The sequence below is a fragment of the uncultured Winogradskyella sp. genome (genome assembly GCF_947496485.1).
In the GTDB taxonomy this organism is placed as follows: Bacteria; Bacteroidota; Bacteroidia; order Flavobacteriales; family Flavobacteriaceae; genus Winogradskyella.
Map to the genome: position 1 here is coordinate 273,893 of NZ_CANMCZ010000001.1, position 17,287 is coordinate 291,179.

The window sequence follows — 17,287 nt, forward strand, 5'->3', positions numbered from 1 at the left end:
TTATTCAATTCTTTATCTCTAACTTACAACGCCATTATTTAGGTATAATCCAATAAGGCTGAAGGAGTTAATAATTCCATGTGCAATTATTATAGGAAAAAGTTTTCGCTTAATTATAAAATAGACTGAACCAAATATAAGGGCAATACAACCAGTGGCAATAACACCTGCTAATCCTTGGTAAATGTGTAACATTCCAAATATTACAGCATGTATAATTAATGCTATAATTATTCCCAATGTATTATTTCCAGTACAATCAACCAATCTATTTAGTAAATATCCGCGAAATAACAATTCTTCACCTAAGGCTGCACCAAACCAAACAACTGTAATTAGGTAACCTATAAAAACAAGAGGTTTTCCCATAAAAAAGGCAAATCTATCAGCTACACCTGCTGGGTTCGTTAGACCAAAGCTTTCCAATATTGGTTTTACAATTAGTCCCATAATTGAAAAAACTAGTATTACAGTGCCAAGTGCTATCAATATATTAATCATCCAATTTTTTGTGCCTTTTGGAATCTTAGGCCCAAGCTCTTTCCAGTTTATTTTTTTTTGTTTCATGAAAATCGTACTAACTATAATACCACACCAAATTGCTATTGAGCCAGCACCAATTACGTCGAAATAATCCGCAAGGTGTTTTATGCTCAATATAGTTAGGAATACAATTGCTATTTCTACAAGTATTTTAATATTAAAGTATTTCTTTTGTGGTTCCATATCATTTATCTAATTAGTTGTGAGCTGTATACGTCTTTGTTAGTGTCAGTATTTTTAATTAACTGGATATATTATAAAGCTATCATGAATTTGTTTTGTCGGCGTATCTCCTAATTTTGTTAGAGCACTTGAAAGTTCTTTTAATGTGAATACACTTAACGGAAGTTGGTGTTCTTTAGGCTGGTAGATAGTTCCCATGGGGTAATCAACACCAGCTGTTTGAGTCATTTCAATGTGATTTCCAAGTATGGTTGAAACCTCATTAATGTCGGTGAATTTTACAAGTCTTTCAATACTCATTTTAAAAGCAATCCAATCATTTATGTATAGTCTACCAGGATAAAAGGTGTCTCCAGTCAAGAGAATTTTAGTCGAAGTATCATAAACCGCAATTGAAGAAGCTTGGTGTCCAGGAATTGGTATTATTTTCATCATACGATTTCCTAAATCATAATCTACAATTTCTTCGGGCCAGTTTGAAATCTTAAAAAAATCTTGTACATCTTTAACCTCAAGGTCTATTACAGAAGTGTTCGGTTTTCCTTTGAATTGTCCATCGCCTGCAAAGTGGTCTCCATGCTTATGAGTATGCGCAACAATTAATTTGACCACTCCATTCTTTTTAGACCAGTCGTTAACAATTCTATTTACAGTTTCATAAATCGGAAAAATATCATCTTCTTGAGTAGCTCCAGTATCCATTAATAGCGCTTTGTTTTCACCAAAAAACAGAAACATAAAAGGTGCTTCGTAATTTGTACACTTGTTTTGGCGTAAAATATAAGTATTGCTATTATACTTAACGACCTGAATTGGTGGGTCAATATTATCTTCACAGTTTTCAGAACCATGAATCCAATTTTGAACATTTAAATCAACAGTGTCTTCGATTGATGGTTGGCATGACAAAATCAGAATTAGTGCTGATAGTAAGATTGTGATTTTTGTTTTCATATGTTGGTCTATATTGGCTTTAATGTGATTGTGTATGATTCGTTATGTATTTAAGCAACTGATTTAACAAATAAATCGCAGATAGAAAGTCAGCGAGGACTTTCGTAAGTAGGCTAGAACTAGCAATGAAACGAGCGCAGCGAACTGGCAAGCAATTATACACGGTATTTCTCACTGTATTTTTATTTATAATTTTTCTTTAATTGCTTTTCTCCAAAAGTAAATTCCAAAAACACAAGTCACAATTGCAAACATAATTCCGTTTTCGCCAAGCCAATGTTCCGTTCCTTCATTTTTAATGGTTAATTCAGGTAATATTTTTTGAATATATACATTGCTTACTGCGTGAAATATTACAGCTGGCCATAGGCTTTTAGATTTAAACGTGTAATACGTCATAATAAGTGACATAGAAACAATTACGACAGTGAACGTTGTAAATTCTAATAGGACATTGTTACTATAGTAAACAAGCAATGGCCAATGCCAAAAAGACCAAATCAATCCACTAAAAATTGATACACCAGTATATGAAAGAACCTTTCTTAATTCATAGATGAAAAATCCTCGCCATCCAATTTCTTCCCCTAATGTTGTTGCAGAGGCTCTAATAACCTCTATAGTTGCTAACAACATTATAGCTATGATAGTTATTGATGTTGGGCTTAAAGTGCCTATGCCAAATAAGCCAAGTTCTTTTCCCCATTCTGTAATGTCTTCGCTATTGGCTAAATTTCCAAAACCGAAAATCCAAATAAGCACATAAGTGATTATACCATATAAGGCTGGGATAACGTACGACATTCGTATATATTTCCAATTTCCCCAATTCCAATTTAGAGATGAAATCTTACGACCTCTTATTTTTAAGGTAATAAATGCAGCTATTGCAGGACACCACATGATAGCGCCAACATATATTCGTGATGGATATAAATTAACTATTGCATAATGGAATGGTGAAGTAAGAGCAAATACAAGACCCAGAAATAAGAATATTGTTATCCAGGTTTGTTTTTTATTTTCTATAGATTTTATCATGATGAGTAGTTTTTTTTTATGGTGCCATTATATTTTCATATTCATTGCTTCAGTGACTTCGCTCAGCGTTTCAATCGCTGTTTCTCTCGCCTTACTTATACCTTTAAGCAAAATATCCCTGACATAATCTTTATTTTTTTCAAGCTCTATTCTTTTTTTTCTAATAGGCTCAAAATATGTGTTTATGGCTTCTTCTGTTAGCTGTTTAAGTTTTCCTGATCCTTGGTCGCCAATTTTATGAGCAATATCGGATGGACTTTTATCTGAACATAAGGAAGCTAACTTAAGTAAGTTGGAAACCTCTGGTCTGTTTTCGGGGTCGTAAGATATGTAACGACTTGAATCAGTTTTGGCAGATTTTATTAGTTTTGCTGTTTCGTCAGCTGTTGACTTTATCATAATTGAATTGTTGCGACTTTTGCTCATTTTTTGAATACCGTCTAACCCAAGAATAGTAGGGGTATCAGTAAAAAGTGCAACTGGTTCTGTAAAAATATTTTTATTGAATTTGGTATTAAAGCGCTTTGCAATTTTCCGAGTTAATTCTATATGAGGTAATTGGTCTTTTCCAACAGGAACCACATTACTTTTACAAAACAAAATGTCAGCAGCTTGATGAACTGGATAGATATACATTCCTGCATTAATATTTCTCAGTCCTGAAGCAGTAATTTCTTCTTTAACAGTTGGATTTTTGTTTAATTCTGAACTGGAAACTAATGTCAGAAATGGAATAGTTAGTTGATTTAATTCAGGAATATGACTATGTGGAAAAATATGAGTTTTATAATTTTCAGGGTCTAATCCACAGGCTAAATAGTCCAAAGTTAGTTCATAGGTGAATTTTGAAATTTCATTAAAAACATTTCTATCTGTCAACACTTGATAATCAGCAATTAAAATATAAGTCTCAATTCCTAAGCTTTGTAATTTTAATCGGTTTATAATTGAGCCAAAATAGTGTCCAAGATGCAAATTACCTGTAGGTCTATCTCCCGTTAATACGCGGTACTTTTGAGGATTCTTATACAAATCATTTTCTAATAATTTGCTTCGCTCTTTTGCTTTTTCAAAACTTTTATTAATCATTTTTTGTTTACTTTTATTCAAGAAAGTTCAATTTTTCTCATTACCCACAACGATTTCGGCTATGAGTAGTTTCGTGAATAATCACTTAACGTTGCAAGTATAAACCAAACTAAAAATTCGTGAGGATTTTCAGAAGTAGGAGAGCAAAGCAATTACTTATAGCTAGGTCTTATGCCAAAAATTAGTAAATAACCTATCATCCAAAATTCTCCAATGGTTGCAGGTAGAGTTAGAAATCTATTGAAGCTAAAATCAATTCCTGCGTAGTGTATAACTGTAGAAATTAGATAGCCTATACCACCTAAAATAATTATTCTTCCTAACCAAACAGGCAACCTTTTAGATTTGATAACTATGTATCCCATTGGAAATAGCCATAACCCGAAAAATAGGCCACCAATACCCCAAGCATTCGAAATAATATTTTGAAAAACCTGAATTAGTAAAACTTTGTCTTCCATAGCACTTATTTCTGAATTTGCAATACCTATTGCTGAGGCGATTGAAATTGCACTTATCATAATGGCTAAAGCATTTACCATTCCCCATATACCTAGAGTCCAAGCTTCCCATTCATAATTATCTTTAAATAATTTGAAGAACCAAACTGCGGTAAGAGCCTGAGAAATTACTATACCAAATTCTAATAGCAACCTAATTCTTGCTGTAGATTCTAATTCTACTAAATTTGTTAGCGTTTGTTCAGGATTACCAGACACAAATATTTGAGAATGAAAGACCATAAACCCTAGAATTCCTGTAATAGCCATCATTAAATACCATAAGCCAGTTATTCTAGCGGTCTTAATTAAATTTTTCTGTTCTGTATTTGCAATCATAGATTATTTATTTTTATTATTTTATACTAATTCGGACTCTGTAAAAGATTAATTGTTACAGTTTTGCCCTAATGGCACACAACGTGTTTGTATATGGTTTGTTGCGTGTTTTAAGCAACTAATTACCGACCAAGAAAGTCCGCAAAGACTTTCGCAAGTAGGCAAAAAGCCAGCAATAAATTATATACGGTGTTACCAAACGTATTTGTTGATATTACCAGCTTCGAAATCATTCCTCTTGATTAATATATTTTAACCCTTCGTATAAAGCTACTAATGGTACAGAGCGATGGTTTTCTTTTTCAAAATATTCTATTTCGATATTTAGAGGTTTATCCGATTTCTTTGTTATTAAAGTATAGAGAGAGTCGTGTCTTTGTTTATTCCTTTCGTAATTAGCCTCTCCTTGATTGGCAGTAGCGATATAAAGTTTTTTATCTAATGATATTGAGGAAATAGAATCAACTTTGTTTTTCATCATCTCCTCATTCCACCATATACTTGGGTCTATAGAAATGTAAGCATTGAATACGCTATTTTCATCCATATAGGAATTTAGTGTAAGTAGTCCTCCTAAAGAGTGCCCAACAAGAGTTCTAAACGCTTCTGTCTTATACTTTTTATCAATATAAGGTATTAGTTCTTTCTCAATGAAATTCAAAAAATTCCTTCCACCTCCCATATTATTCGGTCGTTTGGTCTTAATTTTTGTAACTGTAAAATCTCGTTCTCGGTCAACATTCTCTATGGCTATAATAATACTTTCAGGCATTAAATTGTTTCGATTCCTATTAGAACTCATAAAATGTACTATTCCAGATGCTGTTTTAAAATGAGTATATCCATCCAATAATATGATAACTGGATATTTTTTATCAACTTCAGATGAATTATTGTATGAATCAGGAAGACTTATTAAACAGGTTCTTTCTTCATCTAAAATATTAGATTTAATAACGAACTTACTTCCTACTATAATATCTGTTTCATTTTGTCCAAATGTGGTTTGTACTCCTGAAAGAAGAATATATAAAATTACAAATGTCAAATTTTTCATAGTTTGTTTTATATGTTTGGTAAGGGTTTTGTATAAGGTCAGTTGCGTGTTTAAGCACCTGATTTAACAAATAAATCACAGATAGAAAGTCAGCGAGGACTTTCGTAAATTGGCTAATACAAGCAATTAATTTTATACGGTGTTAGCACTTTTTTTTCTGTTTAATACTTTAATTCCAAGTGTTATTAAGATTACTATGAATGCAATAAAAACTATACTTGTTGAAATGCTTTTTATAACTGAAAATATATTGGTTGTATACACTGCAGATTCTTTCAATTCGGGATAGATTTTTAGCATTGTGATAATCCCGATATTTTCCAAATAATCTGTAATTCCGGCAATTATTGGTATTATGCAGAGATAACTATATGGGGAATTTAATTTGTTCAATTTTTTCAAGAAATAACCCATTAGCAGACAGTAAGAAAGTCCAAATAGCAGTGGGTAAATCATATCAACAGGTATTTGATTGGTTAGATACGTCAAACGTCCATTTTCTCCAAGCGAAGTGAATAATTCATTGACATAATTCAAATCATATCCCGTTGGCATCATATCCAACAATTTCATTCCGTTAGAGAATTTCATTGTTTTGGGAATTGTAACAGTCAGCATAAAGGTGTAAACAAGATTGGTCAAGATAAAAAGTCCTAAAACCTTTTTGCCTGAAATATTCTTTTCTATGAATTTTATTAATGGTTTCATTTTTTTCTCAAATAAGTGCTAACGATAAATTGTAGGAGTAGTGGCAGATTGCTTGGTAGTTTCCTATAAGACTTCTACTTTGGCATTACTTAAACCCGCATTATGAATTAGAAAATCTATTACGAACCAAAAACACTGCAAATCAGCCACTTCGTTTCGTTGTCTTCTCTAACCATAGCGGTGCTATGCTTTTCAAATCTAACATCCTGATTTATTGTGTTTTTGATTCTCATCACAAAGTTCTAATGCATAATGCGGGTTAAACAAAATATTAGCCTTTGTTATTTGTTTTTTAGTTCTTGAATTCTGTTTTTATAGTATTCGTCATTACTTAATTCAGCAGCTTTTTGCACAAACCTTAGTGCATTAGTAATATCATTTTGAGCTTCATAATAGTCTGCCATTGAATTATAGGCACTTGCGCTGTTGGGATAATAATCAATATTCGATTTGAAAAATATAAAAGCCTTTTCAGGTTGCCCCATTTGTAAATTCATATAGCCATAGCCACTAAACATTTCCTCAATCATTGGAGGGAAGGGATAACCGAAATGAGTTGAATAGATTTCTTCTTGTTTTTCCAATAGCTTAACCAATTCTTCTACTTTTGTTTCAGGATTATTATATTTTTGTGGAGATTGAAACTGGTACCATTTAAAAAGAAAAATCAATCCATCTCTCATCGTTGGGAGCGGAACAGTACCATGTAAATCTTCATTGTACACCTTCCATGAGAAATTTAATCCACTCTGTTTTTGAGAGGTCGCAAAAGTTGAAAAGTCAATGATTGAACGTGTAAACAAAGTGAATTCTGAAGTGTCGTCCATAATATTCTCCATGGTTATTTCTTCATCCCACATGTGTAGCTGTTCTGCTGCTAAAGACACATAAAGAGATTTGCCATTATAACTTTCTGAACTCAGCTTTTCTTTTGCCTCCTTCAATAATTTTTGGTCGTCCCAATCCAAACTTGGATCTATGGCTATATAGTTTTGAAAGAGATGTTTATGATTAACCAGCATATGTATCGTAAACAGTCCTGCATATGAATGGCCAATTAAGGTACGGTAAGGCGAAGAGGGATATTTATTGTCAATGTATGGGATTAATTCTCTTCCAATAAATTGGGTAAAGTTTTCAGCACCGCCAGTTTCTTTATCCATTGCCTGCCCACGTCTCATTTTAATCTGTGAAGTAGTTAAGTCCCGTATCCTGTCAGTTTTGTTAGAAACTCCAATTAGAATCATATGAGGCAAATAATGTCCCCAATAATTGTCATAAACTGCTTCTAAATTTTCTTTCAAAGAAAATCCATCTAACAAATAAACAACAGGATATTTTACACTACTATTTGGGTTATAATTCTCAGGGAGTTTAACCCAAAACTCTCGATATTCTTTCAATGTCTCTGAATATACGGTATCAATAATTTCAGTTTCAAATTCACTCGATTGAATCAACTTTGATTGTGCCGATATTTCTTGAAAGACAATAAGTAGCCCTATTGTTAATACTATTTTTAATCGTTTTTTCATTTTATTATTTTAATTAATTTTATATTTAATTTATTGATGCCCAGAGATCTACAGCTCTCTACTTAAAGTTAGCAAATCTAACACTTTATAAACTCGGAATTAAAATCCTGTGTTTTCTAAGCTGTTTCTTAAGTAACTCATACCTATTATAGTTTCCGCTTTCGCGAAAGCGAGACCTTCAAAATTGCTTATTTCAATTCATCCTACTCTCTATAAATTACCATTCTTGTTTTCAATTCTTTGTGAACCATTAAATTTTGTCAACCATTTTAAAATTGATTGATTAGTTTCTTGTGGTAATTCTTGTTGAATATGATGACCACAATCCAAACAAATCATATCCAAATCAGGAACAAAATCCTGGAGCCTTTCAAATTTTGGAATCATATCTAGATTACCATAGATCATAAGTGTAGGCTGTTTGATGATTGGGTCTATATCTGCTATTAAGTGCCAGTTTCGGTCTAGATTTCTATACCAATTAATAGCGCCATTAAATCCAGAATTTTTAAAGGCCGTCACAAATACAGACAAATCATCGTCGTTCAAAATAGGCTCACCAAGTGGTTTTTCAGCTTTGGCAAGATTCATCATTAACATTCCTGATTCTGGTGGCGCTAGAGGTACATTTTTACGAAATAAATTATGAAGAAAGTTTTCTGCATGGTTATCTAACACAGCATCTGCCACTCCGGGTTTTTTATTGAAGTGAACAAAATAGAACTCTTCACCAAAAAGCTCTTCCATGAATTGAATCCATGGTTTTTCACCTCGTTCTTGGTAAGGCAAGGCAAGATTTATAATTTTATTGGCACGATCTGGATGTAATAGTGCCAAGTTCCAGACTACATTTGCACCCCAATCATGTCCCACAAAAACAGCATCTCTGTAGTTGTAATAATCAAGTAAAGCTACTAAATCACCTGTTAAATGGATTATATCATATGCCGTTACTTCTTTAGGGCGCGATGAATTACCATATCCTCTTTGATTTGGAACAATGACATGATAACCAGCTTGAACAAGCGCTGGTATTTGATAGCGCCAAGAGAAAGCATGTTCGGGAAAGCCATGACAAAGTACAATTGGATTACCCATATTTTCTTTACCTGCTTCAAATACTTCTAACTCAATTCCATTTATTGAAATTATATTGGATTTGGGAAAATTTGAAAATTTAAATTCTTGTGTCATTTCAATGTTAGTTTTTATCAATAATTAAATCTTCTATTTTTTTAAAATTCTTAGCATTCGGGACATGTTTTGAACCTTCCAGTAATACTGTTTCGCTTAGTGTCGGAAAAACTCTTTCGGCGCGTTTTACCATTTTTTTGCCTGGAAACAGGATATCCTTTTCTGAAGCGAAAATGGTAATTGGTGTATTAATTTCTTTTGCTGAATTTTTTGAAATAACCGGCAACGGCGAAAAATCCATGTTGCAATTTTGAAACGTAGTCCCCATGAATTGAAAAGCAAAATCATCGGCTTCACTAAAGAGGACATTCATGACTTTTTTGAGATACTTACTTTTATTCGTTTTTGTGAATTTCTTTAAGGGTATAAACATTTTAAACAATCCTGTAAAAGGGTTACCGTTTACGATGTAAACTGGCGCAATGAGGTACGCCTTTTTTATAAGGGTTTCATCAAATTCTAAAGTCTTTAAAGAAATAAATCCACCAAATGAAAACCCAACCAATGTTACTGCCGTAAGGTCTAACTTCTGAATGACTTCAACCAACCATTTGCCATAATCCAAAGATTTCATATCTAATCGATTCTCAGCACTTTTGGTGGGTTGGGCTAAGACATCAACTGCATAAACACAATATTTAGAGCTTAGATTTGGAAACGAATCTAAAATTTGTGGTGCACAACCACCTGTGCCGTGAATCAGCACTAATGGAGGGTTTTTAGTGTCCCCAGTAATTATAACATTAGTAGCCCCAAATTGGTTCTGTATCAATTTTTCTGAATATTCAATATTCAGCTCATTCAACTTTTGATTGTAAAGACTTAAAATTTTTGATTTACCTTCTTGTGATTTAAAAAACATGTGCTGTTCGTTTTTTTATTAATGATTTATGGATTGAGATTATCTATAGTCCAACTAAATAGTGATTACCACATTTCCTCTTTTATGACCCATCTCCACATATTTGTGAGCTTCGGCCATTTCTTCTAAAGAATATACTCTATCAATAACAGGTCTAAGTTTCTCTTGTTCGGCTAACCTTTTTAAATTCAAAAAAGCTTCTTTTGGAGTTAATGGAGTCCCATGATCAATGGATATATATTTGCCATTCAAAGTCAACGCTTTTTTGCTCATTTCTTTTAGTTTCGATGATTTCGAATTGCCTACAGCATCAATCACATATTTATATGTTTCTAATTGTTTTTCAGCATTTTCTATTGTGTAGTCAATCACCTTATCACTTCCTAAAGAGGTTACTAATTCAAAATTTCGACTACTGCATACACTTGTAACATGAGCACCCATATACTTCGCCAATTGTATCGCCATTGTACCTATACTTCCTGACGCTCCATAAATTAAAACATTGTCGCCTTTGTTTATGCTCGTCTTTTTTAATAAGTGAGAAGCAAGTAAGCCACCATAAGGGATTGCTGCAGCTTCCTCAAAACTAAGATCTATAGGTTTTAGGGCTAGATTCCAAACTTCTGGTAAACAAATATATTCTGCGTAAGAACCAAAACGACGTTTAGTAGGCGAGATAGAACCATAGGCAAAAACCTCATCACCATTTTCAAACATTGTCACCTCCTTGCCTTTAGCCTCAATAATTCCAGCTGATACCATTCCCAACACAGGATTCCTTGGACGACCAAAACCAAATATGAGTTGAAGTATAAATCTAGAGATCAAAGGTTCATTTAATCTCCGAATAAGAACATCGCTTGTGGTAACTGAAGTAGCACGTATCTTTATAAGTACTTCATTAGCTTTAGGTGTTGGTTTTTCAACATTACCTAGCACCAGATTATCTACATCGCCATATTTTAGACATTTTATTGCTTTCATAATTGTTTTTGCTAAAACCTATACCCTATTCGCAAGTGCATATTTAATTCCAGTTCACTTTTGTTCTTTAAATAACCAGCACGTTTAGCAAATGTGTAGCTAAATCCGGCACCAAGACCTGCTTCATAATTAAAGTGTTTGCCTAAATTTCTTCTAATTCCCCAAGTAGGTATGATAGAAAAATCACTCACCACAGGAGCATCGTCAGTATTGAACAGCGCCAATTCTGGATGATAACCCATTTTTAAAGCAATAAAATTGCCACTATTTCCTTCAATTAGTTTTGAGTTCTCTGAGCGTTTTTTGAGATTGTAATAGAATCTTGGCTCCATAACTATTACAGGTGTTAGCAAAAATGGAGAATCATAATCATCGTAAAACGTAGATTCCCAAATACCAAAATCAAAACCAAGTTCAATTCTCAGTGCTATAGTATTTGATAGTTTTGCTTCATTATATGCCCAGATTCCTAAAACTCCAGTTTGTAATCCGAATGTTGATTTTTCTACACTTGTTGTTTGAGCAACACCAATCGTCGTGGAAAAGATAATTAGCGCTAATATTATTATTGTACGTTTCATAATGTTTCAATTAAAAATTAGTTTTCTATTCGTGTTTAAGTCAAATTCAACATTATAACCAGCTGAACCCTAATCCTACATTAAAGATTACGGCATCTCTATCCGCACCTCCATCTAAAGACACACTACCAAGCACCAATTTAGACTGAATATTGAGCGCAAAATTTTTCTTTTTGTAAATCTCATAACCTGTGCTTGCCATAACAGCGGCACCAAAATTCCAATCGTCATTTACATTGTCTTTAATATCATATAGTGCAGGTGAGTCTATGGCTAATCCAATTCCACCATGAATCCACCAACGATCTTTTACCCAATACTGTACAGATGGGATAAATGCTCCAAAATTTCTGTCATTGTCCTGAAATTCGTAGATGTTTCCTGGTAAAGAGGCAGTAATAGCAAGTCTTTCGTTTAACATATAGCCAAACTTTAGATCTGGAAAAACAAAGGTTCCTTGAGCCTTGTCAAAGGTTTGAATACCTGCACTATCTTCTATGCTGATAATGCCACCACCTACTACGAATTCGAAGATGAAACCATCCCTTTGTGTTGTTGTTTCTGAATTTGTGTTTTGTGCATAGGTTATACTTGATAATAATGTAAAGGCTACACAAGCCATTCTTGATAAGATTTGTTTTTTAATAGATTTCATAATTGTTTGTTTTTGATTGATGATTTATTTCGTATTCTTAGTTAATACATTAATTTTTTTTTTGAGTATTCTAACGCTGCGCCAATGGTAATTCCAATGGGAAGCCACAAAGCTATGTTTGAGGTTAATACGCCTAATAATACTCCTGAAACTATGCCAATTGCAAGTCTAATTCCTTTTTTTACTTTTAATTAATTTCATAATTGTTTGTTTTTTGATTTTTTAAATTGATGTTTACCACTCGATATCAAATTTTTCTGAATTATTCATTTGTATTTCGTAATTCAGCATATGTGTCTTTTAGCTTCTTTAATGATTCAATGGCATTACCATAAGCCTCACGATTTTTTTCTGAATTATTCATTTGTATTTCGTAATTCAGCATATGTGTCTTTTAGCTTCTTTAATGATTCAATGGCATTACCATAAGCCTCACGATTTTGTGCGATCGTAGTCATTCTCGTTAAAACCATGTTTTCAAAATAAATGTCTTTTCCATAAGTGTCTGAAGAAGTGCCCATTTCCCTAAATTTAACGTTTGGCATCAAAAAATTCTCGTAATAATCTGCAAGGGTTGGTTGATCTGCTAATGAAACGGAGTTTTCCTTACAAGATATTAGCAATAAGATTAGCACTGGATATAGGCTTTTTATTAATTGAAATACTATTTTTAAATAACTCATAATAAGACTTTTAAAATAATGATAACACAATGTAAAGCTTATGTCTCTATCTCAAAAGGAAAAGTACATGAGCGTAAATAAATCTAATTGTACGTTAGAAAATTTCATAATTGTTCGTTTTTTGATTGATGATTGATTGATGAATTATATTTTATTGTTTTGATGTACTGATAACTATTATTAAGTGAAAAGATAAGTTTGAGTTAGATTCTAAATCCTTTTTAATTCTTTCTGTACGACGCTTTTAAATTTCCATTTCAAACCAAATAAAGGTCTCAAGATTGTAATTCTTTTTAAGATGAATTCATAAATGAGAAAACAGACTATAAACGTAAATAGGGTAATTCCTACAAACTCTAGCATAGGATGAAGATCTAATGGCAGAATGAGTAATGCACCTGCATATAAGACAAACATGTGAATAATATAAACTGGATAAACAGCTGCACTCAAATAGCTTAGTAAGGCACTTGGTTTATTAAAGTAACTATATCCTATTCCAAATAAACCCAATATCCAAGAATTTGATTCTATGCTGGTGATATACATATTTGATATAGACTCAAATCTAGTGAAACGAATAGCAAATAAGACAGACGCTATGACTATATATAACCATTTCCATTTAGAAACGGTTTGCCAGAATGCGCTACCACTGTATACGAAAAGAAAACCAAAAAAGAACGCAAGAAAACCCATAAAGAATCCATGCCATGTTTCAGCGTACAGTTCAAATAACTGTGGTTGAACAACACCAATTTCTAACATAAAAAATGCTGATATAGATAACGGTCCTAAAGCATAGGTCATGACTTTTGAAATGGTCATTCCAAATTTTCCATTTTCGTTTTTCTTCAGATAGAAAAAAAGAGGTAACAACACAATCACATAGACCACAATATTTCCTAAAAACCATAGGTGTCCCATATGTGGAAAATAGCTCAGTGGCATATTATAGTAGTTCTGAAAAACTAAAAAGTGTAATGGAGTGATTACCAAAATTCCAAACACAAAGGGCAATAGAATTCGTTTACCTCGCTCTATAAACAATTGCTTCCAATTTCTTTTTTTCATTGCGAAATATAAACCCATTCCAGATACAAAAAATAGCAAAGGTATTCTCCAAACATTGAGCATCGTCATAGGTTCCCAAAGTCCTACCAAAGCGTCTTCGCTTCTTATAAAACCTATAAACATGGCCCAAGGTTGAAAAATAATAGCTATGTGGTAAATCAATAATAAGCCTATAGCAATTACTCTTAACCAATCAATATCGTATCTTCTTTCTGTGGTCATCGTATTGTATGTTTATTGAAGCATCATTGCTACAACAGGACGTGCTTTTTGTAATTCATTAAGATCTAATTCAAACCCCATTGGTTTTAATTGTTGAATTAGCATTTCATAGATAGGTTTCATTTGAGCAAAATCTGCCATTACAGTTTCTCTTGCTGTAGCTCCATAATTATTGCGAGCTGATTTATCTGCTTTTGCATCAATAAGTAATTGTACAATTTCAATACGTCCAAAGAATGCTGCTGTATGTAAAGCTGTGCCACCATCATTATTTTCAATAGACAAATCTGCCTTGGCGTTGATCAATACTTTTGCAATTTCTGGTTTATTAAAAGTGGCTGCGGTCATTAATGGTGTAGAACCAGACATAGCCTCTTTTTGATTAATGTCCGTCCCAGCTTCAATATGCTGCTTAACTGCATCTAAGTTTCCAGTGAGTACAGCTCCGTGAATATCTATACTTGGTTTGGTTGCAATTTTTGTAGTTTTAGCAATATTATCTGAGTTTGATTTTTTGTCAGATTGCGCACATGAACTTGTTAATAAAAGCGTTAAGAATAACATCTGAATGGTCGTTTTTATTGAATTAATCGTAAGTTTTTTCATAATTTTAAATTGTAACGATTTATAACTTGATTTTTGTTCCTACAAAGATGCGAAACCACCCTAATCAACTGATAATGTGTATGAAGCCTAATGTATAAAGTTTGATGAGAGGTAGAAAATTATGACGCAGAAGTATAAATTATGACGCAAGCAACTGTTTTTTTGCTAAAGAATTTCAAACTTAAAACCATAGAATGGTTCAATATAAATTTCTAAATTTGTACTAGTATAAAACAACATGTCTAAAATCTCATATCAAGGAAAATTTATAGAACAGGCTGAGGCTCTTATTTTAGAGAATATCTCTAATGAGCAATTTGGGGTTTCAGAATTGGCTGAACTCATGAATATGAGTAGATCAAATTTGTTGCGGAAAATTAAGAAGCAAACACAAGGTAGTGCTAGTCAATTTATTCGTGAAGTCAGACTCCAAAAAGGGATGACACTTTTAGAAGAAACGGAACTTACTATTTCTGAAATTTCTTATCAGGTGGGCTTTAGTAATAATTCCTATTTCACTAAATGTTTTAAGGACTATTATGGGTATTCGCCAGGCGAAGCCCGAAAAAAAATAGATGAGCAAATAGAATTTGAACAAGATGGAGTAAAGGTAGAAGAAGATAACCAAAACAAAGACACTATTAAAGTTGCTGAAAAAGGGTTTTTCCAACAGTACCGAATTCAAATACTATTTGGAATTTTCTTGGTTTTAGTGATAGCAGCATTCTCGTTTTATCCAAAAAAAGAAGTATCGAACGGTGATGAAGAGAATGCTAACTCTAAGAAATCTATTGCAGTATTGCCGTTTAAGAATATGAGTAGCGATTCTGATAACCTGTATTTTGTTAATGGACTTATGGAGTCGACATTAAATAATCTACAAAAAATAGAAGATATTCGAGTTATAAGCAGAACCTCTGTAGAAAAATATAGAGATACAGATAAGACCATCTTAGAAATAGCACAGGAACTTAATGTCAATTACTTGATTGAAGGAAGTGGGCAACGTGCTGGTGATCAAGTTTTATTGAATATTCAATTGATTGATGCTTCAATGGATACTCCGATATGGGCAGAACAGTACAACCATAAAACGGCAGACATTTTTTCCATACAAAACGAAGTTGCAAAAAAAATTGCAGAAGCCATCGAAGTAACTGTAACACCAGCAGAACTAAAACAAATAGATAAAAAACCAACAGAAAACGTATTAGCATATGACTATTATTTAAAAGGACTTGAAGCCCTACAAACAAAGACAGAGGAGGGTTTGCAAGCCGCCATAAGTTCATTTGAAAAAGCGATAGAAAACGACTCGAAATTTGCACTCGCTTATGCTCAGGTTGCAATTTGCTACTATTATTTAGATGTAAATAAAATTGAAAAGAAATATTTAGACAAATTAAATGAATACGCAGACAATTCCTTGTTATATGATTCAACTTCAGAATTATCTTTGATTGCAAAAGCGCTGTATTATATAAACGCAAACGAATTTAGGTTAGCGATACCTTACTTGGAAAAAGCACTAGATTATAATCCAAATGCTTCTTCTGTAGTGCTAATTTTATCTGATATCTATGCTAGAGTTGTTCCAGATACAAAAAAGTATCTCACTTATGCATTAAAAGGAATTAAATTAAATATTGAAGCTAACGATAGTGTATCTAAAAGTTTTATCTATCTAAACCTGAGTAATGCATTAGTCCAAAATGGGTTTGCTAAAGAGGCTTCAAAATACATTGAAGAATCTCTGAAGTATAATCCTAAAAATCAATATAGTACCTACTTAAAAAATTTTATAGATTATGCGAATAATAAAGATTTAGAATCCTTAAGAAAAAAAATGCTCATAGAGTGGCGTAAAGATACTACTCGCGCTGATATCACTCAAGAATTAGCCAAAACATATTATTTTCAGGAAGATTACGAAAAATCATTGGTTTATTACGAGAAATATATTAGTATACTTACTACTGATAAAATTGACTTGTATCCAGCAGAGAACATAAAAATAGCCTACACCTATAAAAAATTGGGTCTTCCTAATAAAGCAGAAAAATATATTCAGAAATATAAAGATTATTTGGAAGAAGATGAGTCAATTTACAGAGAGGCAAGTTTAGCTATGCTGTATCTTTATGAAAATATACCAGATAAAGCTATAGAAGCCTACGATAAATTTAGTTCACAAGATGGTTTCCAATATTGGGTGCTTTTATTTATGAAGGAAGACCCTCTATTGAACCAGTTGCAGAATCATCCAAGATACGACGAAACTATTGAGAAAATAGAAGTGCAATTTTGGGAAAAACATAAAATACTTAAAGAAACTTTAAAAAAGGAAAAACTATTATAGATCGTTGGAATTTAATTATCCATACTATTCAAAATATTGGTTGAGGTTGAGTAATAGTTAAATTTTAGCGCAATCAACTCAATTTCATATAACTTAAGAGTAAATAAAAATGGGA

General features: G+C 32.6%; 17 protein-coding genes. 1 reads left to right on the plus strand and 16 read right to left on the minus strand.

The window, feature by feature from the left end; translation table 11 throughout:
* Positions 1 to 18 precede the first annotated feature (18 nt).
* The 16 genes from Q0822_RS01180 to Q0822_RS01255 form a co-directional block, all read right to left on the minus strand.
* The gene (locus Q0822_RS01180; RefSeq protein ID WP_186844078.1) at positions 19 to 726 is read right to left on the minus strand and encodes a CPBP family intramembrane glutamic endopeptidase; all 708 of its coding nucleotides are present in this window, start codon (positions 724 to 726) and stop codon (positions 19 to 21) included.
* A gap of 54 nt (positions 727 to 780) precedes the next feature.
* Positions 781 to 1,680, minus strand: a complete 900-nt coding sequence (locus tag Q0822_RS01185) for an MBL fold metallo-hydrolase (protein ID WP_186844079.1) — start codon at positions 1,678 to 1,680, stop codon at positions 781 to 783.
* Positions 1,681 to 1,866: 186 nt separating this feature from the next.
* Positions 1,867 to 2,721 (minus strand): type II CAAX endopeptidase family protein, encoded by an 855-nt coding sequence (locus tag Q0822_RS01190; protein WP_186844080.1) that lies wholly within the window; start codon positions 2,719 to 2,721, stop codon positions 1,867 to 1,869.
* Positions 2,722 to 2,748: 27 nt separating this feature from the next.
* Positions 2,749 to 3,831 (minus strand): tryptophan--tRNA ligase, encoded by a 1,083-nt coding sequence (gene trpS, locus Q0822_RS01195; protein ID WP_222611298.1) that lies wholly within the window; start codon positions 3,829 to 3,831, stop codon positions 2,749 to 2,751.
* A 131-nt stretch (positions 3,832 to 3,962) separates the two neighbouring features.
* Complete coding sequence (locus Q0822_RS01200) at positions 3,963 to 4,649, minus strand: DUF4386 domain-containing protein (protein WP_071339919.1); 687 nt, start codon at positions 4,647 to 4,649, stop codon at positions 3,963 to 3,965.
* 229 nt (positions 4,650 to 4,878) lie between these two features.
* On the minus strand, positions 4,879 to 5,706 hold the full coding sequence (locus Q0822_RS01205; RefSeq protein ID WP_186844081.1) for an alpha/beta hydrolase-fold protein: 828 nt from the start codon (positions 5,704 to 5,706) through the stop codon (positions 4,879 to 4,881).
* A gap of 132 nt (positions 5,707 to 5,838) precedes the next feature.
* Positions 5,839 to 6,414 (minus strand): hypothetical protein, encoded by a 576-nt coding sequence (locus tag Q0822_RS01210; RefSeq protein ID WP_186844082.1) that lies wholly within the window; start codon positions 6,412 to 6,414, stop codon positions 5,839 to 5,841.
* 281 nt (positions 6,415 to 6,695) lie between these two features.
* Positions 6,696 to 7,949, minus strand: coding sequence for an alpha/beta hydrolase-fold protein (locus Q0822_RS01215; protein ID WP_186844083.1), 1,254 nt, complete (start codon positions 7,947 to 7,949; stop codon positions 6,696 to 6,698).
* Between the two features lie 210 nt (positions 7,950 to 8,159).
* Positions 8,160 to 9,143 carry an alpha/beta hydrolase gene (locus Q0822_RS01220; RefSeq protein WP_186844084.1) on the minus strand — a complete coding sequence of 328 codons (984 nt, stop codon included), beginning with the start codon at positions 9,141 to 9,143 and terminating at the stop codon, positions 8,160 to 8,162.
* A 7-nt stretch (positions 9,144 to 9,150) separates the two neighbouring features.
* Entirely contained in the window at positions 9,151 to 10,005 is an 855-nt protein-coding gene (locus Q0822_RS01225) for an alpha/beta hydrolase (RefSeq protein WP_186844085.1), read from the minus strand.
* 54 nt (positions 10,006 to 10,059) lie between these two features.
* Positions 10,060 to 10,992, minus strand: a complete 933-nt coding sequence (locus Q0822_RS01230) for an NAD(P)-dependent alcohol dehydrogenase (RefSeq protein ID WP_186844086.1) — start codon at positions 10,990 to 10,992, stop codon at positions 10,060 to 10,062.
* A gap of 11 nt (positions 10,993 to 11,003) precedes the next feature.
* Positions 11,004 to 11,573: a hypothetical protein gene (locus Q0822_RS01235; protein ID WP_186844087.1), complete on the minus strand. Its 570-nt coding sequence runs from the start codon at positions 11,571 to 11,573 to the stop codon at positions 11,004 to 11,006.
* 52 nt (positions 11,574 to 11,625) lie between these two features.
* Positions 11,626 to 12,228, minus strand: a complete 603-nt coding sequence (locus Q0822_RS01240; protein ID WP_186844088.1) for a hypothetical protein — start codon at positions 12,226 to 12,228, stop codon at positions 11,626 to 11,628.
* Positions 12,229 to 12,584: 356 nt separating this feature from the next.
* Positions 12,585 to 12,911: a hypothetical protein gene (locus Q0822_RS01245; protein ID WP_246457472.1), complete on the minus strand. Its 327-nt coding sequence runs from the start codon at positions 12,909 to 12,911 to the stop codon at positions 12,585 to 12,587.
* 210 nt (positions 12,912 to 13,121) lie between these two features.
* A complete protein-coding gene (locus tag Q0822_RS01250; RefSeq protein ID WP_186844089.1) occupies positions 13,122 to 14,207 on the minus strand; it encodes an acyltransferase family protein in 1,086 nt (361 codons plus the stop codon).
* Positions 14,208 to 14,219: 12 nt separating this feature from the next.
* The gene (locus Q0822_RS01255; RefSeq protein WP_186844090.1) at positions 14,220 to 14,813 is read right to left on the minus strand and encodes an ankyrin repeat domain-containing protein; all 594 of its coding nucleotides are present in this window, start codon (positions 14,811 to 14,813) and stop codon (positions 14,220 to 14,222) included.
* Positions 14,814 to 15,051: 238 nt separating this feature from the next.
* Here Q0822_RS01255 and Q0822_RS01260 point away from each other — a divergent pair, with 238 nt between their 5' ends.
* Positions 15,052 to 17,172: a helix-turn-helix domain-containing protein gene (locus Q0822_RS01260; RefSeq protein ID WP_186844091.1), complete on the plus strand. Its 2,121-nt coding sequence runs from the start codon at positions 15,052 to 15,054 to the stop codon at positions 17,170 to 17,172.
* The last annotated feature ends 115 nt before the right edge of the window (positions 17,173 to 17,287 follow it).

Coding starts and splice junctions, on each gene's coding strand:
- Q0822_RS01200 (WP_071339919.1), bottom strand. CDS start 4,649: ATGATTGCAAATACAGAACAGAAAAATTTAATTAAGACCGCTAGAATA.
- Q0822_RS01215 (WP_186844083.1), bottom strand. CDS start 7,949: ATGAAAAAACGATTAAAAATAGTATTAACAATAGGGCTACTTATTGTC.
- Q0822_RS01250 (WP_186844089.1), bottom strand. CDS start 14,207: ATGACCACAGAAAGAAGATACGATATTGATTGGTTAAGAGTAATTGCT.
- Q0822_RS01185 (WP_186844079.1), bottom strand. CDS start 1,680: ATGAAAACAAAAATCACAATCTTACTATCAGCACTAATTCTGATTTTG.
- Q0822_RS01190 (WP_186844080.1), bottom strand. CDS start 2,721: ATGATAAAATCTATAGAAAATAAAAAACAAACCTGGATAACAATATTC.
- Q0822_RS01210 (WP_186844082.1), bottom strand. CDS start 6,414: ATGAAACCATTAATAAAATTCATAGAAAAGAATATTTCAGGCAAAAAG.
- Q0822_RS01240 (WP_186844088.1), bottom strand. CDS start 12,228: ATGAAATCTATTAAAAAACAAATCTTATCAAGAATGGCTTGTGTAGCC.
- Q0822_RS01255 (WP_186844090.1), bottom strand. CDS start 14,813: ATGAAAAAACTTACGATTAATTCAATAAAAACGACCATTCAGATGTTA.
- Q0822_RS01225 (WP_186844085.1), bottom strand. CDS start 10,005: ATGTTTTTTAAATCACAAGAAGGTAAATCAAAAATTTTAAGTCTTTAC.
- Q0822_RS01230 (WP_186844086.1), bottom strand. CDS start 10,992: ATGAAAGCAATAAAATGTCTAAAATATGGCGATGTAGATAATCTGGTG.
- Q0822_RS01220 (WP_186844084.1), bottom strand. CDS start 9,143: ATGACACAAGAATTTAAATTTTCAAATTTTCCCAAATCCAATATAATT.
- Q0822_RS01235 (WP_186844087.1), bottom strand. CDS start 11,573: ATGAAACGTACAATAATAATATTAGCGCTAATTATCTTTTCCACGACG.
- Q0822_RS01205 (WP_186844081.1), bottom strand. CDS start 5,706: ATGAAAAATTTGACATTTGTAATTTTATATATTCTTCTTTCAGGAGTA.
- Q0822_RS01260 (WP_186844091.1), top strand. CDS start 15,052: ATGTCTAAAATCTCATATCAAGGAAAATTTATAGAACAGGCTGAGGCT.
- Q0822_RS01180 (WP_186844078.1), bottom strand. CDS start 726: ATGGAACCACAAAAGAAATACTTTAATATTAAAATACTTGTAGAAATA.
- Q0822_RS01245 (WP_246457472.1), bottom strand. CDS start 12,911: ATGAGTTATTTAAAAATAGTATTTCAATTAATAAAAAGCCTATATCCA.